This is a genomic window from Pauljensenia sp. C0254C2, from assembly GCF_056583835.1.
On sequence record NZ_JBWPJO010000011.1, the window covers coordinates 1 to 22,028 of the forward strand.

20 protein-coding genes are annotated in these 22,028 nt (G+C 59.0%); 14 read left to right on the top strand and 6 right to left on the bottom strand.

Annotated features, from left to right (window positions below; translation table 11 throughout):
* On the bottom strand, window positions 1–243 hold a 243-nt coding region (locus AC1DA5_RS08260), incomplete at its 3' end, for a hypothetical protein (protein WP_480289854.1).
* Between the two features lie 518 nt (window positions 244–761).
* On the opposite strand from AC1DA5_RS08260, the gene AC1DA5_RS08265 reads away from it, so the two are divergent.
* Both AC1DA5_RS08265 and AC1DA5_RS08270 read left to right on the top strand, forming a co-directional pair.
* Window positions 762–3,554: a class I SAM-dependent DNA methyltransferase gene (locus AC1DA5_RS08265; RefSeq protein ID WP_480289855.1), complete on the top strand. Its 2,793-nt coding sequence runs from the start codon at window positions 762–764 to the stop codon at window positions 3,552–3,554.
* 103 nt (window positions 3,555–3,657) lie between these two features.
* Entirely contained in the window at window positions 3,658–4,287 is a 630-nt protein-coding gene (locus AC1DA5_RS08270; protein WP_058236073.1) for a CadD family cadmium resistance transporter, read from the top strand.
* Between the two features lie 296 nt (window positions 4,288–4,583).
* On the opposite strand, the gene AC1DA5_RS08275 is transcribed toward AC1DA5_RS08270, so the two are convergent.
* A complete protein-coding gene (locus AC1DA5_RS08275; RefSeq protein ID WP_058236072.1) occupies window positions 4,584–5,630 on the bottom strand; it encodes a YeiH family protein in 1,047 nt (348 codons plus the stop codon).
* Window positions 5,631–5,877: 247 nt separating this feature from the next.
* Between AC1DA5_RS08275 and AC1DA5_RS08280 the strand changes: the two genes are divergently transcribed.
* The 3 genes from AC1DA5_RS08280 (at window position 5,878) to AC1DA5_RS08290 (ending at window position 8,210) form a co-directional block, all read left to right on the top strand.
* Window positions 5,878–6,258, top strand: a complete 381-nt coding sequence (locus tag AC1DA5_RS08280; RefSeq protein WP_058236071.1) for a sortase domain-containing protein — start codon at window positions 5,878–5,880, stop codon at window positions 6,256–6,258.
* Between the two features lie 139 nt (window positions 6,259–6,397).
* Window positions 6,398–7,402, top strand: coding sequence for an adenosine deaminase (add, locus tag AC1DA5_RS08285; protein ID WP_058236070.1), 1,005 nt, complete (start codon window positions 6,398–6,400; stop codon window positions 7,400–7,402).
* Window positions 7,403–7,667: 265 nt separating this feature from the next.
* Window positions 7,668–8,210: a YagU family protein gene (locus AC1DA5_RS08290; RefSeq protein ID WP_058236069.1), complete on the top strand. Its 543-nt coding sequence runs from the start codon at window positions 7,668–7,670 to the stop codon at window positions 8,208–8,210.
* A gap of 196 nt (window positions 8,211–8,406) precedes the next feature.
* Here the strand turns inward: AC1DA5_RS08290 and AC1DA5_RS08295 are convergent, their stop codons facing one another.
* Window positions 8,407–8,649, bottom strand: a complete 243-nt coding sequence (locus AC1DA5_RS08295) for a CsbD family protein (RefSeq protein WP_058236068.1) — start codon at window positions 8,647–8,649, stop codon at window positions 8,407–8,409.
* Between the two features lie 267 nt (window positions 8,650–8,916).
* Between AC1DA5_RS08295 and AC1DA5_RS08300 the strand changes: the two genes are divergently transcribed.
* The 4 genes from AC1DA5_RS08300 (at window position 8,917) to AC1DA5_RS08315 (ending at window position 13,015) form a co-directional block, all read left to right on the top strand.
* The gene (locus tag AC1DA5_RS08300) at window positions 8,917–9,951 is read left to right on the top strand and encodes a LacI family DNA-binding transcriptional regulator (RefSeq protein ID WP_480289858.1); all 1,035 of its coding nucleotides are present in this window, start codon (window positions 8,917–8,919) and stop codon (window positions 9,949–9,951) included.
* 239 nt (window positions 9,952–10,190) lie between these two features.
* Window positions 10,191–10,910 (top strand): L-ribulose-5-phosphate 4-epimerase, encoded by a 720-nt coding sequence (locus AC1DA5_RS08305; RefSeq protein ID WP_480289859.1) that lies wholly within the window; start codon window positions 10,191–10,193, stop codon window positions 10,908–10,910.
* A gap of 64 nt (window positions 10,911–10,974) precedes the next feature.
* On the top strand, window positions 10,975–12,483 hold the full coding sequence (gene araA / locus AC1DA5_RS08310; protein WP_480289860.1) for an L-arabinose isomerase: 1,509 nt from the start codon (window positions 10,975–10,977) through the stop codon (window positions 12,481–12,483).
* Between the two features lie 247 nt (window positions 12,484–12,730).
* Window positions 12,731–13,015 (top strand): HU family DNA-binding protein, encoded by a 285-nt coding sequence (locus tag AC1DA5_RS08315; protein ID WP_058236064.1) that lies wholly within the window; start codon window positions 12,731–12,733, stop codon window positions 13,013–13,015.
* Window positions 13,016–13,143: 128 nt separating this feature from the next.
* Here AC1DA5_RS08315 and AC1DA5_RS08320 read toward each other — a convergent pair whose 3' ends face one another.
* Window positions 13,144–14,349 (bottom strand): GHMP family kinase ATP-binding protein, encoded by a 1,206-nt coding sequence (locus AC1DA5_RS08320; RefSeq protein ID WP_480289862.1) that lies wholly within the window; start codon window positions 14,347–14,349, stop codon window positions 13,144–13,146.
* Window positions 14,346–15,161, bottom strand: a complete 816-nt coding sequence (locus AC1DA5_RS08325; protein WP_058236062.1) for a nucleotidyltransferase family protein — start codon at window positions 15,159–15,161, stop codon at window positions 14,346–14,348. The genes AC1DA5_RS08320 and AC1DA5_RS08325 overlap by 4 nt, the downstream gene beginning before the upstream one ends.
* Before the next feature lie 261 nt (window positions 15,162–15,422).
* Here AC1DA5_RS08325 and AC1DA5_RS08330 point away from each other — a divergent pair, with 261 nt between their 5' ends.
* From AC1DA5_RS08330 to AC1DA5_RS08350, 5 genes are all read left to right on the top strand, one after another.
* Entirely contained in the window at window positions 15,423–16,850 is a 1,428-nt protein-coding gene (locus AC1DA5_RS08330; protein ID WP_058236234.1) for a phosphoglucomutase/phosphomannomutase family protein, read from the top strand.
* A 135-nt stretch (window positions 16,851–16,985) separates the two neighbouring features.
* Window positions 16,986–17,759 carry a glucosamine-6-phosphate deaminase gene (gene nagB, locus AC1DA5_RS08335; RefSeq protein WP_058236061.1) on the top strand — a complete coding sequence of 258 codons (774 nt, stop codon included), beginning with the start codon at window positions 16,986–16,988 and terminating at the stop codon, window positions 17,757–17,759.
* A 108-nt stretch (window positions 17,760–17,867) separates the two neighbouring features.
* A complete protein-coding gene (locus tag AC1DA5_RS08340; RefSeq protein WP_082628455.1) occupies window positions 17,868–18,248 on the top strand; it encodes a DUF3039 domain-containing protein in 381 nt (126 codons plus the stop codon).
* A complete protein-coding gene (locus tag AC1DA5_RS08345) occupies window positions 18,245–20,056 on the top strand; it encodes a DEAD/DEAH box helicase (protein WP_480289863.1) in 1,812 nt (603 codons plus the stop codon). The genes AC1DA5_RS08340 and AC1DA5_RS08345 overlap by 4 nt, the downstream gene beginning before the upstream one ends.
* 74 nt (window positions 20,057–20,130) lie before the next feature.
* Window positions 20,131–20,517 carry a DMT family transporter gene (locus AC1DA5_RS08350; protein ID WP_082628453.1) on the top strand — a complete coding sequence of 129 codons (387 nt, stop codon included), beginning with the start codon at window positions 20,131–20,133 and terminating at the stop codon, window positions 20,515–20,517.
* Between the two features lie 2 nt (window positions 20,518–20,519).
* Here the strand turns inward: AC1DA5_RS08350 and AC1DA5_RS08355 are convergent, their stop codons facing one another.
* Window positions 20,520–21,863 (bottom strand): nicotinate phosphoribosyltransferase, encoded by a 1,344-nt coding sequence (locus AC1DA5_RS08355; protein WP_070725661.1) that lies wholly within the window; start codon window positions 21,861–21,863, stop codon window positions 20,520–20,522.
* Window positions 21,864–22,028 lie beyond the last annotated feature (165 nt).

Sequence of the window (22,028 nt, forward strand, 5' to 3'; positions counted from 1 at the left end):
GGTAATGCCGCCGACGAGCACGGAGTTTGGGAGCGCATGCAGTTCGTCACGAATCTTTGCAACAGTCGACTCGGCTTCCCTCGAATCTGAAGCGTTGCTGAGGGTGGCCATGGCATCGTCGACGTTTTCCTGGGGAACAATAATGTGCGCAGGTGATCCAGCCCCTGCACCGAAGTGTTCGTCAAGAAGTCTTTGGCCTTGTTTGGCGCCTGTGTCACCGAGGACAGGATTGGTGGTTGCCACGTCCTCGATCCGCGCCGACTCCTCTGCGAGTGTCTGAACTCGCCAGTTGGTTGAGAAGCCGTTGGCTGTGCGAATTCAGCGACGACGAGTGCGGGGATCTGGCTTGATTCGACGAATTCCTCAACGATTTCTCCAGCTTTCGTCGATTCCGCCGTTGACGAGAGGAAGGGGGCTCGGTCGTCGGAGCTGGCCTCGGAGAGTTTGCCACAGGTTGGGCCTCCCATTCCGGAAATGCCGAACAACGTGTCATCCTCGTCGCCACCCAGGCGCTGCTTGACACCCTGGAGTAGGAAGGTAATGCCAGGACGATCTCACAAGCGGTCTACTGCGCGCTCACATGCGCCAGTTCGACGGTGAGGTTGGCGATGGTGCTTTTCGTTGTAGGCGTGCCAGGGAACGGCACCGCATACCGGCATGGGAAAAGGTTCGTCGCCTCCATGGTCGATACAGTGGATACAGACAGTGAACCAGATACTCATCCAGTGCTCGGGTGGGCGCATTCGTGAAGGGCAGCGACGGTGGCCGCATTAAGCGAAAAAGAAAAGAAGCGCGCTGCGCATGCTTTCAGTGAAAAATGGGCAACGCGTGGCTACGAGAAGGGTGATACGCACTCGTTCTGGCTTGAGTTGCTGCGCACGGTCTACGGCATGGATGACGTCACCTCCAAGTGCCGCTTCGAACAGAAGACTTCTGCCGGCGGATTTATTGATGTCATCATTCCGGACGCGCAAACAATCGTGGAGCAAAAATCGCGCGGTGTGAATCTCGATAAGCCGGAGCTGCGTCAAGGCGTCCTCGTGACCCCATATGAGCAGGCAAAGCGGTACGCAGATTCACTGCCTAACCGTGAACGACCCGATCGGATCATTGTTTCGAATTTTGGGTCCATCCGCATTCATGATCTGAACAAGGAGCATCCGGCAACAGATTATGTCTCGTTCGAACTCGGTGAGCTTGCTGAACAGCGTTCACTTCTGAGTTTCCTCACTGACCCGGATTCGCTTCGCTCCAGCCGCGAGAAAGCTGCCTCGATTGATGCGGGCGCGCTGATCGGGAAGCTTCATGCTGCGTTGCTGGAGCAATATATCGATCCGGAAAGCACGCAGACTCAACACGCGCTCAACGTGCTGTGTGTTCGAATCGTGTTCTGCCTGTTTGCTGAGGATGCGGGACTTTTCGAGAAGGACGCGTTCTACCGGTATCTGTCCTCTTTCGATGCACAGCAGCTGCGTTCGGCTTTTCTCGAGTTGTTCAAGGTGCTCGATACGCCGGTTCCTGACCGCGATCCGTACCTGTCGGATCGTCTGCGGGCTTTCCCCTATGTCAACGGTGGCCTGTTCAAGGGGAGTGTGGAAATACCGAATTTCACTGAATCGATCCGCTCTTTGCTGTTGGACGAAGTAGCGCAGGATACAGATTGGTCGCAGATTTCACCGACCATTTTCGGTGGGGTTTTTGAATCGACCTTGAACCCTGAAACTCGTCGTTCCGGCGGTATGCACTACACCAGTCCGGAAAACATCCACAAGGTCATTGATCCTCTGTTCCTTGACGATCTTCGCAGCGAGCTCGACACGGTTCTGACTGCAGATGGGCTTACTGAGCGTCAACGAGACAACAGGCTGCGCAAGTTCCACGAGAAACTGGGTTCGTTGACTTTCTTTGATCCAGCGTGCGGCAGCGGCAACTTTCTGACGGAAACCTACATTGAGCTGCGGCGCCTGGAGAACGTCGTTATAGGCGAGCTGCTTCGTAACCAGACGATGCTCGACTTCGAGGAGGTTGGAGACAGTCCGGTCAAAGTGTCGCTGCACCAGTTTTACGGGATTGAGATCAACGACTTCGCGGTGTCTGTTGCGCGCACGGCCCTGTGGATTGCGCAGCTGCAGGCAAACATTGAGTCCGAGACAATCATTTTGCGTGAGATCGACGACCTCCCGTTGCGAGACTCGGCGTCCATTCACGAAGGCAATGCGCTGACGATGGACTGGCAGAGCGTTCTGCCTGCTCAGCAATGCAGCTTTGTGATGGGGAATCCGCCTTTCATCGGCTACTCGAACAAGTCTGCTCAGCAGCGAGCAGATATGGAGCTGGTCTTTGACGGCATGAAGCAGCACGGTTTGCTGGATTATGTCGCTGGTTGGTACCGCAAAGCGGCGGACTACATGGAGGGGACGTCTATCGAAGCTGCGTTTGTCTCCACGAATTCGATCTGTCAGGGTCAGCAGGTGGCGCCATTGTGGCGACCGCTCTTCGAACGCGGAATCACCATCAACTTTGCGCATCGATCATTTGTGTGGGGCAACGAGGCGAGTGATCAGGCGCACGTCCATGTCGTCATCGTCGGCTTCAGCTATGTTGCGCGGAAAAAGAAGGTGCTTTTTGACGTTCAAGAAATTGACGAGGGCGTCTCGCAATCGGTTGACAATATCAATGGGTATCTTGTTGATGCTGCAAATGTCTTTATCGAGCGACGTAGCAAGCCACTGTGTGACGTGCCTCCCATGAGTGCTGGAGGAAAACCCACTGAGAACGGAAACCTCCTGATGTGGGAGCATGAAAAAGACGAGTTGCTGAAAGTTGAACCGGCGGCTGAAAAATGGATACGCCGCTTCTCAATGGGCGAAGAGTTCATCAAAGGCAGGAAACGATATTGTTTGTGGCTGGTTGATTGCACGCCACAGGAATTGCGTGCGATGCCGCATGTTCTTGAACGAGTACGCAAAGTAAAAGAATTTAGAGAAAATTCGACAAAGGCCGCCACTCGGAAGAAAGCGGAAACTCCGTGGCTTTTTGATGAAGTGAGACCGCCGAAGGGGGATCGATTCATTGGTGTGCCCCCGGTTTCGTCGGAGCGTCGCAAATATGTCCCAGTCGATTTTGTTGATAACGGAATGATCCCAGGGAATAAGCTCTATTTCATAGCCGATGCGGGACTTTATGAATTTGGGGTTTTTACTTCCCAATTCCATAATGCGTGGATGCGTGCCGTCACAGGAAGACTCGAGATGCGGTACAACTACTCGAATACCATCGTGTACAACAATTTTGTGTGGCCGCAGGCTAATGATGCGCAGCGTGCACTCGTTGAGCAAAAGGCGCAGGCGGTTCTTGATGCGCGGGATCAATACCAGGGCGCAGCATTGGCTGACCTGTACGATCCAGACAATGCGTGGCTGTACCCGGCGCTGACCCGCGCCCATCACGAACTTGATGCAGCGGTTGAAGCTGCGTATGGTGTGGACTTTGACGGTGACGAGCGGAAGATCGTCGCGCACTTGTTCGACCTGTACGCACAGGCGACTGCGTAGGTGATCGCGGGCCCACGCACTGGCCCAGCGCTCGCTCCGTTATCCGTAGGCCATCCGAACACATCATCAGCTGCAAGCGAACCCGAGATGGAAGGAGCAAGCTGTGGACATTATCCTTTCAGCCGCACTGGTATTCGTGTCGACATCAATCGACTACCTGTTCATTTTGACTATCCTGTTCGCCACCCAGGGAAAACAGCACCGCAAATCAGTTTATTTCGGGCAGTACCTTGGCACCGGAATCCTCGTGGCAGTCAGCCTTGTTGCGGCTTGGTTTCTCAACTTCATCCCACAAGAATGGATGATCGGTCTGCTGGGCCTCATTCCGATCGCACTTGGCATACGAGCGGTTCTGGTCGATGAGGACGTGGACGAGGATGAGATAGAAGAACAACTGAGCAAGAAAGGCTCGACAATCCTCGCTTTCGCCGGTCTCACACTCGCAATGGGCGGAGACAACGTCGGAATCTACGTCCCCTATTTCACGGGAAAAACCGTCATCCAGATTCTGATTATCGTTGCAGTCTTCGCTCTGGGGATTCAGGGGCTATGCGTGCTGTCGCAGCGCCTGGCTTCCGTACCGGCTATCGGCGAGACCGTCGAAAAATACGAGAGAATCATTGTACCGATCGTATTCATCGGACTTGGCATCTACATCCTCGTTGAAAACGGGACCTTCGCGTACCTATGGACCCTCAACGCGTTACCCCCCATAATTCCTAGCACGATCTGACCTCAGCCGATAAGTCTTCACCTGGCGAGCAAGACGACAACACTATTGATTCGATAGTGGCGTCTTCTCAGACGAGACCGTGCGGTGAGGTGTGCGCGGATGGCGACGATAGAAACAGCCAGCGAACACGGCAGCAGTCCCTCTTGCCTTCTTACAGGAGCCACTTGGGTGGCTTTGTTCACGCTGCGCAGAACACGTGCGGTAGCCGCTTTTTCTGTATCACTGAAGCGTTCTCGATTGTGTTCCGCAATGTTACTGCCCAGACAAGCTGTGGCACTCCAGCAGGAATGCCGCCGTCAGTCAACCAGAAGGATCACACACCCCAGCGAAACAGCCGCGATCAATGCACTGAGGATCACGCCGAGCACAAGCGCACGCCCGCCTGACTGAATCACGTTCCGCAGGTTCACACCCGCACCCATCGCGCCCATCGCCACTGTCAGCAACAACGTGGCCATCGTGCCGCCCAGGGTGCTGAAAACGCTGCTCGCAGCGGGTACGCCTGTAAACAGGGAGGCCACGACGACGGCGATGAGGAATCCGACGACGAACCCTGGAACCAGAGGCGGGCGCGTGCTCGAGCTTGCCTTGTGCGCATGCTCATGGCGCACTTCCACCACGCGGCGCTCCACAATGCCCACCACTGCGACCACGACTGCCAGGCATACCACGCGGCCAAGCTTGGCGGCCGTTGCCAGGTCAGAAACGGAAGGGTCGTAAATATTCGCAGCCGCGACAACTTGGCCGACCTCGTGAATGGAAGCCCCCAGCCACACGGCGGCCTGCGTGGGCGTCAGGTTCAGCGCGTGGGCAGCCGTCGGCAAAGCGACGAGGGCGACTGTTCCGAAAACCGTTACACATGCAATGGCGGTGGCCACGGCATCATCGGCGTCCTCGTGACTGCGCGCAGAAACAACGGGGGAGATGCCGGCAACTGCGGAGGCTCCACAGATTGCGGTGCCCGATGTTGTCAGAATGCCGGTCGCATGGCTGACATGCATGAAGTAGGTCAGCAGATACCCCGCCACCATTGTCACCGCGACGGCACAGATGATCGTGGCAATCGTTCCGGCCCCCAGAGCCGCGATGGCGGGTAGTGAGAGGCGGAAGCCCAGCAGCACCACTCCGGCGCGCAGAACAGTCTTGGCTGAAAAGGCAATGCCCGGCTCGCAGATCGATGGAATCAGTTTCGTGTTGCGCACGGCAACACCGAGAAGGATCGCCACCAGCATCGAAGACAGCAACGGCACGAACAGGTTGATCAGCCAGGCAATACCTGCGACTGCACAGGCGTATAGCACGCCAGGCAGCAGGCGCGTGAAGTGAGTCCAAAAATTCACCATCCACGTATATCACACGCCCTGCAGAGAATGACGGAGCTTTTTTCGCTGAGCCCTTGCGACGTACCATTGGGGCATTGGAGTACACGCGAAGCGGAGAACGCAATGGAGAATACGGCCCAGATGCCATACGATGATGAGCCTGCTCAAGGTCGCCCGGAGACCAGGAAATCCTTGCGAGACTTTTTTACTCGCGCAAGACCCGCTTCGTCTTACGTGCGTTGGAAGTGATAGTTGTCGTAGCTGCAGTGTGCGTGCTGATCTCGACATTTTTTATTTCAGTTCTGCAAATACGTGGCACATCGATGGAGCCGACGTTTATCCAGCGGACGAAGCGGCCGAAGAACCCATTGCCACATATGGAAATGCTGCAGACGGCAACCTCGTCATCGAAGCCTCCAATACGACTGGAATATTCCGCGATCTCACGCAGATTCCGGACGGAGATGCCCTTTGCTTTACAGACGTCACTGGAGCGGTCTACAGCTACCACGTCCTGACAGTGGAAACGATTGAGAACGACGATGTCAGCGCTCTGCGTGAGCGCAGTGACGAATGGGACCTCACGCTGGCGGCGCCATCGTTTTCTGGTCAGCAGAAAACCCTTCTGCGTTGCGCAGCCGATTCTTAAAATGCCTCAGTAACTGACACAAATCGGATATTTGGCCCTGCTATCATCGAGGCTTGTATTGCGAGGACGCCGAGCGGACAGATATTCTGCGGGCAGACATGCTGCAAGCACCCCGCACGTTCACCGAAGGAAGAGTGCCATGGAAATTTCGCCGTTTGTTCGCAACCTGCCCAAAGTCGAGCTGCACCTGCATATCGAGGGCACGCTCGAACCCGAACTCAAGTTCGCACTGGCCGAGCGCAACGGAATCACCCTGAAAGAATCCACGCCGGACGAAGTGAGGCAGTCCTACGCCTTTACCGACCTGGCCTCATTCCTCGCCTCCTACTACGACGGCATGAACGTGCTGCGCACCAGTGAAGACTTCTACGACCTCGCCCTGGCATACCTGACAAAAGCCGCCGAACAGAACGTGCGTTACGTGGAAATGTTCTTCGACCCGCAGGCGCATACCTGCCGCGGCATCGACTTCCACACCGTCATCAGCGGGCTGCACCGCGCCCAGCTCGAAGCAGAGTCCACCCTGGGCATCCAATCCGCGCTCATCATGTGCTTCCTGCGCGACTTCCAGGCCGAATACGCGATGGCAACACTGCTCGAAGCCCTGCCATACAAGGACTGGATCATCGGCGTGGGGCTGGACTCAGATGAAACGGGAAATGCGCCAGACAAGTTCACCGAGGTGTTCGCCCGCGCGCGTCGCGAAGGCTTCCTGCTCACCATGCACGCCGACGTGGATATCGCCCACTCCATTGATCACATCCGCCAGCTTATCGACACCATCAAGGTTGACCGCATCGACCACGGAACGAACGTTATCGAAGACCCGGAACTCGTGCAGTATCTGGTGGACAGCAACATCGGCCTGACATGCTGCCCTGTGTCGAATACGTGGGTATCCGACGGCTCCAAAGTCCCGCTGATCAAGGAACTGGCCGACAGGGGCGTCAAGGTCACTGTCAACTCAGATGACCCCGCCTACTTCGGCGGCTACATTGCGGAAAACTTCCAGCTCCTGGCTAACGAGTCCGAGGTCGACCACGCGTTCCTCGCCCAGCTCAGCCTCAACGCAGTAGACATTTCGTGGGCTGCGCCCAGTCTTAAAGAAAAGCTGCGCGCACAGATCAACGCCGCACTGCAGTAATCATTGGTGCCCCGTGAGTGGTGGCGCCGCCCTCGTCAATGAGGAACGAGGGTGAGCGGGCCACAGCACACGGCACAAGCTGAACCGAGCGCGGGCAGATTTTGTCATTATGACTGGTGAGGGTGAATAATAATCGCTGAGCACGTGACATCACGTGCCCCGCAAGATTCGCAGCGAGGCTGGAGGCTACTGAGCATTCGCTGCATAGTGGTCACCGGATCGCAGTGAACCTTCGCGCCTGGAAACAGCCTAAATGTGAGGGTACATGTTGACCACAAAACCAGAGCAGCGTAACTACAAGGTTGCGGCGCTCGTCGGACTGATTGCCGGCCTCTTCTCCGCCATCGTGAAATTCGGCTGGGAAGTTCCGTTCCCACCACGCACACCTGAACGCAATGCAACCAATCCTCCGCAATCCACACTCGAAATGCTCGGAATGTCACCCGACATGTCCCACACGTCGGTGATCTATAACGGCAACGAGCTTCCGATCTACTCCTTCATCATTCACTTCTCGTTCGCGATCTTCTTCGCACTGCTGTACTGCCTGCTCGCTGAGGTCTGCAAGCAGGTCACTCTGTGGCAGGGCGCAGCATTCGGCATCGTCGTGTACATCGTTTTCCATGTCATTTTGATGCCCGCCATCGGCATTGTGCCCGCCCCGTGGGAGCAGCCCTTCGCTGAGCACTTCTCAGAGTTCTTCGGGCACATCGTGTGGATGTGGTCCATTGAAATCGTGCGCCGCGATCTGCGTAACCGCATCACGCACCAGCCGGATCCTGAACTGGAGACTGTTGCCGCAAAATAACGCTCGCGAGGGGCGAGGTGATGCTCGAGCGGCTTGCGCCGGTAGCGGCAGTGCTTCCGGACAGGCACGTGACCTGATAAACGTGGGGCCCGCAGTCTACTGACTGCAGGCCCCACGACACTTTCAGCAGGCACACGCCCGGTCGAACCTCAACGGGCCACCCGGCGCGACCTTATTGGGAAAGTGAGAAGTGAACTCACTCGCCCTTGTCGCCGCTAAGTGCGTCCTTTGCGCGATCGGCCAGAGCGCGAGCGCCAGCAGCGGCATCCTCGGCAGCTCCCTTGATCTTTTCGGAGGCGTTTTCCAGAACGTCCTTGGCCTTGCCTTCGGCGTTCTGAACCTTGCCTTCAGCCTCGAGATCCTTGTCGCCGCTGACATCTCCAGCAGTTTCCTTGACCTTACCGGCAGCCTTGTCGAAAGTGTTCTCCAGATCTGACATAGCGAACCTCCTTTGTTATGTGAATTGGTACACGTTTACTTTCTCATTACCAGGCCTCGTGCGCAAGAGAAAAGAGGCAGATTCTCCCATGCGCGTAATTTCGAGGTCGAATTGCGATATGAACGCTCACATCTGCGCCATTTCGTGAGACACTACTGATACGGGAACGCTCGACCTGCACCGTGCACCATCCGGTATTGTGCCTCGCGCGTTCCTGATTTCATGCACAATGCGTCGCGTCATCTGTTCACAGAAAGGACTGTGGTTGTGATAGCGCATCACTCTGTTCGACCTCCCTCGATGATGGATGTGGCGGCAGCGGCAGGGGTGTCGCATCAGACCGTCTCCCGAGTCCTCAATGCCAGTGCAAAAGTCGCACCAGATACGCGTCAGCGGGTTCTCGATGCCATTGAACGATTGGGATACCGCCGCAATTCTGTGGCTCGCGCACTCGTGACACGCCGCTCCGGAACCCTCGGCCTGATCACCACCACATCAACGCATTACGGCCCGACGTCCATGCTGGTGTCCATTGAGCTCGCCGCCAGCCGGGCCGGCTATTTCCTCGCCGTGGCGCCGATTGATTCGTGTACACCTGACACGCTGGGCGACGCGATCGACCATATGCTCGGCCTGGCAGTTGAAGGCATCGTTATTTTGGCTCCCATCGAAGACATTGCGGAGGATCTGGGAACGATCCGCGTGTCTGTCCCCGTGGTGGCAGTGACGTCGGCCAGCACAGCAGAATCCCTGGGCGTCGTACCGGTCGCGGTTGACCAGTATGAGGGGGCACGCCTGGCGGTTGAGCATCTGGTCAGCCACGGGCACACGGCGATTACCCACCTGGCAGGCCCGTCCGACTGGTTCGAAGCTCAGGGGCGCGAAAAGGCTTATCGTGACGTGATGGCTCGCCACGGGCTAACGCCCTGTGTCTATTCCACGCGAGGGTGGGAAGCTTCCGTCGGATTCGAGGTTGGCACAGCGATCGCGAACGGCACCTTACCCACCGCTATTTTTGCGGCAAATGACCCGCTTGCGCTGGGCCTGATCAACGCGTTCACCAGTGCGGGCATAACGGTGCCGGGTGACGTGTCGGTGGTCGGGTTCGATGATGAGCCGGGCGCGCGCTACTTCATGCCGCCGCTGACCACAGTGCGCCAGGATTTTCGCGGGCTGGGAGAGGCGGTCGTCACCGTCATGATGCACGCGTTGGAAGGCCGGGCCCCAGATGCTCCCACGCTGCTCACTCCTGAGTTGGTCGTGCGCGCCTCCACCGCCGCCCCGCCTCTTTCTGCGCATTGACGAGGGGGACGAGGCGCACTTCGTCGCGTGGCATCTGGAAAATTGATTGCGTGAAAACGGTTCCATTCCTGGACACAGTGTGTTAACGTTAACCTCACTGGATCAAACAAAGCAGAAACGGCGTGGTGGCATGCTGGAGAGGACATCGAAGCCGATGTCTGATCAACGCATGATCAGGTGGGCGAGTCACCCTCGGCGCTCACACTACGACCGAGACGAATGCTGATGTGGAGGACTCAATGGACGTGCGAAACCCGGACACGTGGAGCGCTGAACTGACCAGCCGTGTAGCCAAGACGCGTGCCCTCGTCGCTGAACTTCATGCGGAACTGCCCAAATGGGGGCTGATCGTATGGACGGCAGGGAACGTGTCGCAGCGAATCAGAGGAGAAGCCGAAGATGGCTCCCAGGACCTGCTCGTCATCAAGCCGTCGGGAGTGTCCTATGACGAGCTGGACGCTGACGCGATGGTGGTGTGTGACCTGGAAGGAAACCTGATCCTGGGTGAAGGATCCCCCTCGTCCGATACGGCAGCTCACGCCTATGTCTACCGGCACATGCCTGAAGTAGGCGGCGTCGTGCATACCCATTCCACCTACGCGACCGCGTGGGCAGCGCGCGGCGAAGAAATACCGTGCGTGCTGACCATGATGGGCGACGAATTCGGCGGCCCCGTTCCTGTTGGCCCGTTCGCATTGATCGGAGATGACTCGATCGGGCGCGGAATCGTGGACACCTTGAAGGATTCTCGCAGCCCGGCAGTGTTGATGCAGAACCACGGGCCCTTCACGATCGGCAAAGATGGGCGCGCCGCAGTCAAAGCCGCGGCGATGGTTGAAGAAGTGGCGCGAACCGTCCACATTGCCAGACAGCTGGGCGAGCCGATCGTAATCCCTCAGGACAAAATCGACAGTCTCTACGCGCGCTATCAAAACGTGTATGGGCAGCACAGCAAGTAGCAAGGTCGGCCAGCCACACGCGCAGACACTGACCACAACACCACGAAACTAAGGAACAATACTCATGACGAGTTTCTATGACTCACGCGAAGTCTGGTTCTTCACCGGAAGCCAGGACCTTTATGGAGAAGACACCCTCAAGCAGGTAGCCGACCAGTCGCAACAAGTCGTGTCACTGCTGAACGAATCCGGGCTGATGCCTGCACCAATTGTGTGGAAGCCGGTGCTCAAGGATTCCGACTCGATTCGTCGCGCCATGCTGGACGCCTCCGGTGATGACTCAGTGCTCGGTGTCATCACGTGGATGCACACGTTCTCACCGGCAAAAATGTGGATCCGCGGTCTCGAAGTCCTCACGAAGCCAATGCTGCATCTGGCCACCCAGGCCGACGTGGAGATCCCCTGGGACAGCATCGACATGGACTTCATGAACCTCAACCAGGCAGCTCACGGAGACCGTGAATACGGCTACATCCTGGCGCGCCTGGGCGTCGCACGCACCACCGTCGTGGGCCACGCATCCAACCCGAACGTCGCTCGAAAAGTCTCACGCTGGATCCGTGCCGCAGCAGGGTGGGCTGCCGCTCACGAGCTGCGCGTTGTGCGCTTCGGTGACAACATGCGCAACGTCGCGGTGACCGAAGGGGATAAGACCGAGGCTGAGCGCCGACTGGGAGTATCTGTGAACACGTGGGGAGTCAACGATCTTGTCGAAGCAGTGGAAGCGGTCAGTGACGCTGACATCGACACCCTCCTTGACGAGTACGACGAACTGTATGACATCGCACCTGAACTGAAGAAAGACGGTGAACGCCACGACTCATTGCGGTATGCCGCCCGTCAGGAAATTGCGATGCGCTCATTCCTTGAAGCGCGCGGAGCCTGCGCATTTACCACGAACTTCGAAGACCTTGGAGCCCTTCGGCAGCTGCCCGGTCTGGCCGTGCAACGCCTGACAGCCGACGGGTATGGATTCGGTGCCGAGGGCGACTGGAAAACAGCTGTTCTTGTGCGCATCGCCAAAGTGATGGGTGAAGGTCTGCCGGGCGGTGCCTCCCTGATGGAGGACTACACCTATAACCTTGTCCAAGGCGAAGAAATGATCCTGGGTGCGCACATGCTGGAAGTGTGTCCGTCGTTGACTCAGTCGCGCCCGCGCCTCGAAATACACCCACTCAGCATCGGGGATCGTGAAGACCCGGTGCGCCTCGTGTTCAATGCTGATGCGCGGCCAGGAGTCGTGGTGTCACTGGCCGATATGCGTGACCGCTTCCGCCTCACTGCCAATGCTGTTGACGTCATCGAGCCGCCGCATGACATGCCGAAGTTGCCGGTTGCCCGGGCAATGTGGAAGCCGAAGCCTGACCTGTACACTTCGGTTGAAGCATGGCTCACTGCCGGCGGAGCGCACCACACGGCGATGTCCACGCAGATTGACGTCGAGACGTGGCAGATGTTCGCTGTTATGGCTCAGATGGAGTTGCTTGTCATCGACGAGGACACGACGGCACGTTCCTTCGCCGATCACGTGCGCTGGAATCAGGTCTATTACCGACTGGCGGCAGGCCTCTAAAGCGCGCTGCCGGGGCACCCTCTGCAGGTTTACGCCGAGTGACGAGGGTGCCCGGACGAGTGCTTGAGGGTGCCAAAACGCCTCCGCTTCGCCGTTTAAAAGCCAAAAGCGGCGCAAAAAACTGAGATTCGCCACGAAAATCGCCAAAAAGTGGTGTTGAACCTGACAAAAGGCCGTTGGACTGTTTAGGGTTTTCTCAGTGGTCATGTCCAGTGACCCCCAATGAACTGCAAGAGGAGATATATACATGTCTGTCAACCGTACCGAACTGGTTGCCGCCATTGCTGAGCGCGCCAACCTCACCAAGGTCCAAGCCGATGCCGCACTGGCAGCATTCCAGGACGTTCTGATCGACTCACTGTCCAAGGGTGAGCCGGTCAAGGTCACCGGCCTCATGTCAGTGGAGCGCGTTGAGCGCGCCGCCCGCACCGGCCGCAACCCCCGCACGGGTGAAGAAATCCAGATCCCCGCTGGCTACGGCGTGAAGATCTCGGCCGGTTCGACCCTGAAGAAGGCTGTTTCGAACAAGTGAAGATGATGCCACGTTGACGGTGGCATGATCGGCAACACTGTTGCCACTTCATACGAGTGTGGGGCAGGTATCGCACGCGATACCTGCCCCACACTCGTCTCAGCGTCTGTCGCTGTGCTGTTGGCGCCCTATTCGTCTGCGCGCCGCGCAGCATCTCCCGGCCGCACCGGCACGATTGAGGCGCGTGATCCGGCATCAGGATATGCGCGCCTGTAATTCTCCAGCCAGGCGTTCGCGAAATCGTCAACACCGCTGCGCTCCACGAGCGCCCACACTGACCCGCCAAAGCCGGCACCGAATGCCGACGCCGCCGGCGCACCCAGTTCGCGGGCACGGCGCTGCAGATCATTCGTCTGAGGAACCTGGTTGCCCAGATTCTCATCCGCATTGCGATGCGACTCATCAGCGGCAGCGCCAAACGCATCGATATCACCGGCATCCAGCGCATCGAGCGCCTGCGGCACCAAAACGGTCGATTCGCGGATAAACGCATCCAGTCGCGTAAGCAGGTCCGGCTCGTCAGCAAGCATGCGGCGCATCTGCTCCACCGCATCTCCGGAGGACGCCAACGCGTCAGCCAGGCTGGCATCTGCGCGCCCGGTCGCCTTGTTCCACTGCGTCACAATTGCCGCAATCCGAGCCGACAGCGCGTTGTACGAATCGCGCGCACTGCCCGTCTTTTCCGCCAGGACACCGCTGACCGCCACGACGAACGTCCACGTGTCGTCGAGTGCCACCGAGCGGTGCTCCTGGATCGGGCAAAACGAAAACTCAGTGAGCTGACCGTCGTGGCAACACATCATGGCGGTGTGATCCTGGGAGCCACCGAAAGTGCCCACGCCACGCACACCTTCCAACGACCCGAACGATAAACCGTTCTCGCAGCACGAGTAGTATCCGGCCTCATCGGCGCGCGAGTGAATGTTCGCCTTCCACTCCTCACGCTCACGCAGATCGTTGTGATCAATCAAAGCCAGCGCCGACGCCACGACCAGCGCAGACGACGAACTCATTCCGGAGGCCAACGGCAGATCGGAATCAAAGCTCAGGTGCGCAGGTTTGAGCTGGCCGAAATTGAGTGTCAGGCGATCCACCACCGCCTGAACGTAGTGACCCCAGTGGCCGGCAGGAAGAGTGCTCGCCGCACCTGCACCAACCTCAACGCGATCCGGCAGCGCGGTCGTCTGAGCTGAAATGCCACCGTCCGGCAAGTCCCCCTCGTCCAACGTGACGCGAATGCCGCGATCAACTGCCGCGACGATGGAATGACCACCGGCGTAATCCGTGTGCTTGCCGAACACTTCCAGGCGGCCGGGAACAAACCAGGAAGTCACAGGCGGACCTCGTGATTCTCCAGCGCTGCCGCCACCGAGGCGATATCGCCACGATTCGACATATCCAGCACGCCCTCATCACAGCGAATCACCGCGTAAGAATCACCATCGGCAATGGCTTGACGAACAGCATCGGTGATCTCATACTCACCGCGAGCAGACGGCTTGATCGTGCGGGCTGCCTCGAAGATGGCCGGCGAACACTTCCAGCAGTTCATCGAAATCAACGCACCCTCACCCAGGCGCTCAATCGTGGCTGCATCGGGCTTTTCCACCAGCTCATCGAGGTTGCCGTCCGCATCGGCCGTGGCCAGCGCGAAAGCCGCAATACGGTCGGCTGCAATGTTCGAACGCTCCACCATTGCCTCGCGCGTGAAACCGGCAAGACCCGACCCGTCGACCTGTGCGAGCTGGAGCAGAGCATCAACGGGATAGAAATTATCCGAGTTGAGCACCAGGATCGGCTCACCGGCCGCGAAATCCTCAGCAGAGAGCACCGCGTTCGCCGTGCCGAGCGGTTTGTCCTGGATCGCGTAGCTGACGGTGATGCGCTGCTTGTCCACCGAATCGTAGTAGTCGCGAATCATGTCGTGCTCAGGGCCGATCACCAGGCAAATATCAGTGAAACCGGCGTCGGCCAGGGCGCTCATGACGTGGTCGAGGAAAGGACGCCCCACCGAAATCATGGCTTTGACACCGGAATCAGCTGCGCGCTTTTGCTCAGCCGACAGCTGCGTGTCCCCAGAATCTTTCCGCATGCGCGAGCCGAGACCGCGCGCCAAAATAACCGCCTTGTGATGTGCCTGTGCCATGTCATCCTCCTGTGGACGTCGAGGCGTGATCAAACCTTCCAGCAAAGTGCCGGTTCCAGTCTAGTGGGATCACAGAAGGTAGCGCAGGACTGCCTCGGCAATGATGCGTGGAAAAACGAAGGTGGGCAAGATTCATTGAAGTGTCAAGACGAGGAGGGTAGACTGTGTCACTCACTGACAATGATGGAACGACCGCAGGGCGGCCATCGAATTGACGAGGGCGTCCCTGCAGTGTCTGTCCGTTCAATTCAAGAGGACATGATGTCACGAATTCATTTCGGTACAGGTGGCTGGCGCGCGATTATCGGCGACGAATTCACACGCCACAACGTTCGCCTCCTGTGTGCAGCGCTGGCAAGCCGCATTAAAGACGAAAACAACGCAGAAAAAGGCCTGGTCATCGGCTACGACAGGCGATTCCTGTCGGATCTGGCCGCCACGTGGGCAGCAGAAGTATTTGCCGGTGAAGGAATCACCTGCCAGGTCATCCGCATCACGCAGGCCCCCACACCCATGATCATGTGGACGGTCAAGAACCAGGGACTGCCCTACGGCATGGCGATCACCGCCTCCCACAACCCCGCCATCTACAACGGCATCAAGGTCTTTACCGAGGGCGGCAAGGATGCCAACGAAGATGTCACCGCTGACATCGAACGCCGCATGGAAGCCATTGAAGGCGCAGGGGAAGAACAGATCCCCTCGGTCACCTACCAGGCTGGGCTGGACAGTGGCGCCATCACTGAAATTAACCCCTTCAACGGATATATCGACTCGATTTGCGAACAGATCGATATGCAGGCGATCCGTGAAGCGAACCTGCATATCGCCCTCGACCCTATGTATGGCGTCTCGCGCACCTCGCTGCAGACGATTCTGATGACCGCGCGCTGCGAAGTGGACACGATCCATGACCGCCACGACACACTGTTCGGCGGACGCATGCCGGCGCCGACGAAAGCCACGCTGGACGCTCTGACACAGTACGTTCTGGACAACAACTGTGCGCTGGGACTGGCTACCGACGGCGACGCCGACCGTATCGGCGTAATCGATGACCAGGGTGAATTCCTGCACCCGAACCAGCTGCTCGTCCTGCTGTACTACTACCTGCTCAAATACAAGGGATGGAAAGGCCCGGTGGTGCGTAACGTCGCCACAACCTCGCTGCTGGACGAAGTGGCCGCAAAGTTCGGTGAGACCTGCTACGAGGTGCCCGTCGGATTCAAATGGGTGTCCTCGAAGATGCTGGAAACAGATGCGATCCTGGGCGGCGAATCCTCCGGCGGCATTACCGTGCGTGGACACATCCACGGCAAGGACGGCATCTATGCGGCTGCACTGCTGGTCGAGATGATCGCCGTGATCGGCAAGCCCATGAGCCAGATCTACCACGAAATCACCGGACAGTTCCCGCCGCACTACATGGCGGAAACCGACTTTGCATTCGCACCCGAACGCAAGCTCGAAATCCTCAAGACACTGATGGAAGACAAGAAACTGCCTGAATTCACCAGGCCAGTTGAGTCAGTGTCCTACAAGGACGGCTGCAAGGTCTACTTCGACCAGGGGTGGATCATCGCTCGCTTCTCCGGCACCGAGCCGCTGCTGCGTATCTTCTGCGAGATGCCGACCAGGGAAGAAGCCGAAGCCACGTGCGAGCAGCTGCGTGAATTCCTCCACCTGTGACATTCGAACCACGTCACGGCCCCGGGCCCATTGGCACAGGCCGGGACGTGGGCGAACTTCTACAATGAGGGGTGACCCATTCGTCAGGGCGTTGCGTCGCCCTCGTCAATGACACACAACTACGAAGGAGTTGGAATGCTGATCCACGTCGCCTCGAGCGAGGAAGAAATCGGATCCCTGGGTGCAGACCTGATCGAAAAACTGTACGCAGACAAGCCCACCGCAGTGCTGGGCACTGCGACAGGATCATCACCCGTGCCGCTGTACCGCGAACTCGTCGCGCGTCACCAGACGGGCACACTCTCATTCGCCAAGGGACAGTTCTTCCAGCTTGATGAGTACGTCGGAGTTCCGCGCGAACACCCGCAGTCCTACTGGCGTTTCCTGTGCGAGAACATCGTCGACCACATCGACCTGCCCAAAGGCGGCCTCAATGTACCTGACGAACGCGACGGCAACACCTTGGATGAAGCCGCTGCAGCATACGATGCGCGGATCCGCGAAGCAGGAGGCGTTGACCTGCAGATCCTGGGAATCGGATCAGACGGACACATCGGATTCAACGAGCCCGGCGGATCCCTCTCATCACGCACTCACTCGGGCGCACTGTCACGCCAGACCCGTCAGGACAACGCACGTTTCTTCGACGGCGACTTGGAGCAGGTGCCCACCCACTGCATCACGCAGGGACTGGGAACGATTATGGAGGCCCGTCAGCTGCTTATGATCGCCACAGGTGAAAACAAGGCCGAGGCTGTGAAGGAACTGATCGAAGGCGGCGTGTCAGCGCGCTGGCCTGCCACCATTATCCAGTTCCACCCCGCAGTGACTGTGCTGCTGGACGAAGCGGCAGCCTCTCAGTTGGAGATGGTGGAACTGTACGAAGCGGAGTGGGCATCGCGCCACTGACCTGCTTCACAGCTGCCGTACCATGATCGCGGCGGCGAGACTTTTCACACTCAGGCTCTCGGCCCGAATCAGGTCGAGGGCCTGAGCCGTCCCACTTACAATGAAGGTATGTGTGACGTCGAAGCAGTGGCCGAAACAGTGACAGACCCAGGCGAACCCGTAAGCCCGGCAGATCCTGGCAGTCCTGCCGGCGGTGGTGCAGGTCCGTCGACCAGCACCGGCCTGTTGGAACGCACCGAGGTCAAAGAGAAGGAAAAAGACCCCGGTGATGGCGATCGGTTCGCACACTTTGTGCGAAAGGACCGCGTATCCTCCTCGCTGATTACCGGACAGCCGGTGGTGGCACTGTGCGGGAAAGTGTGGATCCCCTCGCGTGAGGCCTCACAGTACCCGGTGTGCCCGACCTGCAGGAAGCTGCGCGATCAAATGGGCAAGAACGGCGGAAACTGGCCATTTTCAAACGGAGGGCGGGGCGGTTCCGGCAAGTGAAAGACCAGGGACATTCCTCCGCTTCACCATCGGTTGCCGCGGCGGCCCAACTTCCACCTGCTTTCCCGGCTCGCGCCGCGTGGGGCACCGCTGGAAGTCTGCGTGCCTGGCAGGCAGCCGCACTCGAGCAGTACCTGAACGCCCAACCTCGGGACTTCCTTGCTGTCGCCACACCCGGAGCCGGAAAAACGACATTCGCGCTGCGCGTAGCGGTCGAACTGATGGGCGCAGGTGTCGTCTCGAGAATCACCGTGGTCTGCCCGACCGAACACCTGAAAACCCAGTGGGCCGACGCGGCGGCACGCGTCGGTATCCACATTGATCCTGCTTTCTCAAACTCCCAGGGACGTGCAGGCTCGCATTTCGACGGCGTGGCGGTGACCTACGCTCAGGTCGCTGCAAACCCGCACGTCCACTCCTCACGTACCCGTGCATTTCGCACGCTGGTGATCTTGGATGAAATCCACCACGCCGGCGACGCGCTGTCATGGGGTGACGGCATCGGGGTCGCATTCGGGGAAGCAACCAGGCGCCTGTCCCTGACCGGCACCCCCTTCCGCTCGGACTCCTCTCCCATCCCGTTTGTGCGATACGTCGAGGGGAGTGACGGTATCCGCCGCTCACAGGCCGACTTCACCTACGGGTACGGAGATGCGCTGCATGACGGTGTCGTGCGACCGGTCCTGTTCATGTCCTATTCCGGTGACATGGCATGGCGCACCAGCGCCGGCGATGAGTACCACGCCCGACTGGGGGAGCATTCCACCAAGGACATCATGAAGCAGGCATGGCGCACCGCCTTGGATCCGAAAGGGGAGTGGATCTCCGCTGTCCTGCAGGCAGCCGATCAGCGCCTGTCACAGGTGCGGCGCGCAATTCCCGACGCTGGCGGACTGGTGATCGCCTCCGACCAGTCGGCGGCACGCGCCTACGCGCAGCGCCTGCGCGCCATCACAGGAAAGCCGGCCACTGTCGTGCTCTCCGATGATGCGGATGCCTCCGATCGTATCGATCACTTCCGCGAATCCACTGACCGATGGATGGTTGCTGTGCGCATGGTGTCTGAAGGGGTAGACGTGCCGCGACTGTCAGTCGGCGTGTACGCCACAAACACCTCGACCTCGCTGTTCTTCGCGCAGGCTGTCGGCCGTTTTGTTCGAGCCAGACGACGAGGCGAAACATCCACCGTCTTTATCCCTTCCGTAGTGCCGCTGCTGGATCTGGCAGGGCAGATGGAAGTGGAACGCGACCACGCCCTCGACAAACCGCATCACGGCCCTGATGACCCAACCGTGATGGACACCAGTGGGGAAGACCTGCTGATGGCACAGGCCAACAAGGTGGAAAATGCGAGTTCGGAACTGACCGGAACGTTCGAAGCACTCGGCGGGGATGCCGAGTTCGACGCAGTCTTGTTCGAAGGATCGTCGTGGGGATCAGGCGCTGAGGTCGGATCGATCGAGGAGCAGGAATACCTGGGGATTCCCGGTCTGCTCGATGCCGACCAGGTGACGACGCTGCTCAAAGCCAGGCAGGCGGAGCAGATCAAGACCCAGCGCCGTCAGAGCGATGCGAAGAACCTGCGCGACGCAAATGCAGGGATCTCGGATCACCGGGCACGCGCCGCGAAACGCAAGGAGCTGTCGCGTCTGGTCGGCCAGTGGTCGCGGCGCTCAGGCGATTCACATGCACTGATTCATTCGCAACTGCGTCAGCGTTGCGGCGGACCGGAGGTCGCGCGGGCAACCACCGCGCAGATTGACGCACGTATCGCTCTTTTGAGAGGCTGGTTCGTAGGGCGCGCATAAAGGTGCCCAGCGCTTTGGGACGACCCGGATGCGGTGATCACGTGGGGACGGCCCCAATTGAAAGGGGCTGCATCATGCATTGGCTCGTTCTTGTTCTCTCCGGCGTTTTTGAGGCAGTGTGGGCGACCGCGCTGTCCAAGTCTGAAGGGTTCACCAAGGTGGTGCCCATCATCGTGTTTATCCTCGGAGCAGCGATCTCGATGGGCGGCCTGGGGTGGGCGCTCAAAGAAATCCCCGTGGGCACCGGCTACGCGGTGTGGGTCGGGATTGGTGCAGGCACGACTGCGCTGTGGGCAATGCTCAGCGGTGCAGAACCCGTGCGCGTGGTCCGCATCCTGTTACTGTGCGGAATCATCGCGTGCGTCATCGGCCTCAAGCTCGTGTCCGGTGACGACGGTGTCGCTGCTGCCGCACCATCAGAGGGCGCAGGGGTGACGTCCACCACCGCCGGCGACAACTGAGATCAGTCCAGCTCCACGTAGCGCGTGGAGACTGCAGCTTCACCTTCAGACAGTCGCCACGCCTGGTAAGGCAGCTCGTTGCGTGATTTCAAGTGATGGTCGCGTGCCTGCTTGAGCGCATCGATGCTCCACAGTTCACTGCGAATCTCACCGTCGACAACCAGCGGGATCTGCAGAGGGCGCGCCTTCTGCTTCGTCAGCTCTTCTTCGGCAGCCTTCCGTGTCGAAGCCGTGACCAGGAGTTCCTCGTAGGCGTAGCCTTCCTCGTCGTAGAGGCGGCCGGCGTACTTGCGGCCACCGACCGTGCTCTTGGACTGCGATTTCTTGGCAACGGGCTGCATGACGCCGTCTGAATCTTCACGAGCCACCATCTTGTATACCAGCGCCGCGGTCGGAACCTTGGACCCGGTCACCAGGCGAGTGCCCACGCCGTAGGAGTCCACGGGTGCCGCGCCCAGGGCGGCTATCGCATACTCGTCGAGGTCGGACGTGACGGTGATCTTCGTGGATGTGGCGCCCAGTGAATCAAGCTGGCCGCGCACCGTGAACGCCTGCGCCACCAGGTCACCGGAATCGATGCGCACGCACCCGAGCTCCTGACCCACTGCGCGGGCAGCCTCAACAGCGTTGACGACCCCTTGCGGAATGTCATAGGTGTCAACCAGCAGCGTGGTCGAGGCGCCAAGCAGATCGATCTGCGCGTCGAAAGCTTCGCGCTCGCTGTCATGGAGCAGCGTGAACGCGTGAGCGGACGTGCCGATAGTCGGAATGCCGTAGCGGATACCTGCTTCCAGATCCGAGGTGCCGGCAAATCCGCCGATCACTGCGGAGCGGGCAGCTGAAACGGCGGCGCGTTCATGGGTGCGGCGCGCACCCATATCCAGGCAGGGACGGCCGTGAGCTGCGATCGTCATGCGGGATGCCGCAGATGCGATCGCACAGTCATGGTTGAGGACCGACAACAGCAGCGTTTCCAGCAGCACACATTCTGCGAAGGAGCCCTCCACGGTCAGCAGTGGCGAGCCGGCGAAATAGCATTCGCCTTCCTGGTAGCCGTCGATCGTGCCGCCGAAACGAAAGTCTCTGAGATAATCCAGCGCGTCGTCGGACACGATTTTCTGATCGTGGAGCCAGTCGATTTGCTGGTCGGTGAATTCGAAACGCTCCAGCGCCTCGAGGATGCGGCCGGTGCCCGCAACGACACCGAAACGGCGGGTTGCTGGCAGGCGACGACCGAACAGTTCGAAGACCACTTTGCGGGACGCGGTTCCGCGCTTCATCGCAGCGTCCAGCATGGTCAGCTCATACATGTCTGTTAACAGAGCAGTTGAAGGTGAAGCAGGCATACCCTCAATCTACTCTCTTCTCACCGGAAAGACCGACTCGCCGACAATCTGCTTGCCACTCAAAAGGCCAGTGGAAGCGCCATGAATTGAGTGTGAATGGCCAGAAGCGGCGCGCGCGAAAATGCACTGCGTCAAAACGGCACGGCTAAACCTGCGGGGCCATAC

Bases quoted from the DNA above. Each gene is read 5' to 3' on its own strand.
- AC1DA5_RS08275 (WP_058236072.1), bottom strand. From the start codon at position 5,630: ATGGTGAATTTTTGGACTCACTTCACGCGCCTGCTGCCTGGCGTGCTA.
- add (WP_058236070.1), top strand. From the start codon at position 6,398: ATGGAAATTTCGCCGTTTGTTCGCAACCTGCCCAAAGTCGAGCTGCAC.
- AC1DA5_RS08290 (WP_058236069.1), top strand. From the start codon at position 7,668: ATGTTGACCACAAAACCAGAGCAGCGTAACTACAAGGTTGCGGCGCTC.
- AC1DA5_RS08295 (WP_058236068.1), bottom strand. From the start codon at position 8,649: ATGTCAGATCTGGAGAACACTTTCGACAAGGCTGCCGGTAAGGTCAAG.
- AC1DA5_RS08305 (WP_480289859.1), top strand. From the start codon at position 10,191: ATGGACGTGCGAAACCCGGACACGTGGAGCGCTGAACTGACCAGCCGT.
- araA (WP_480289860.1), top strand. From the start codon at position 10,975: ATGACGAGTTTCTATGACTCACGCGAAGTCTGGTTCTTCACCGGAAGC.
- AC1DA5_RS08315 (WP_058236064.1), top strand. From the start codon at position 12,731: ATGTCTGTCAACCGTACCGAACTGGTTGCCGCCATTGCTGAGCGCGCC.
- AC1DA5_RS08325 (WP_058236062.1), bottom strand. From the start codon at position 15,161: ATGGCACAGGCACATCACAAGGCGGTTATTTTGGCGCGCGGTCTCGGC.
- AC1DA5_RS08330 (WP_058236234.1), top strand. From the start codon at position 15,423: ATGTCACGAATTCATTTCGGTACAGGTGGCTGGCGCGCGATTATCGGC.
- nagB (WP_058236061.1), top strand. From the start codon at position 16,986: ATGCTGATCCACGTCGCCTCGAGCGAGGAAGAAATCGGATCCCTGGGT.
- AC1DA5_RS08340 (WP_082628455.1), top strand. From the start codon at position 17,868: ATGTGTGACGTCGAAGCAGTGGCCGAAACAGTGACAGACCCAGGCGAA.
- AC1DA5_RS08350 (WP_082628453.1), top strand. From the start codon at position 20,131: ATGCATTGGCTCGTTCTTGTTCTCTCCGGCGTTTTTGAGGCAGTGTGG.
- AC1DA5_RS08355 (WP_070725661.1), bottom strand. From the start codon at position 21,863: ATGCCTGCTTCACCTTCAACTGCTCTGTTAACAGACATGTATGAGCTG.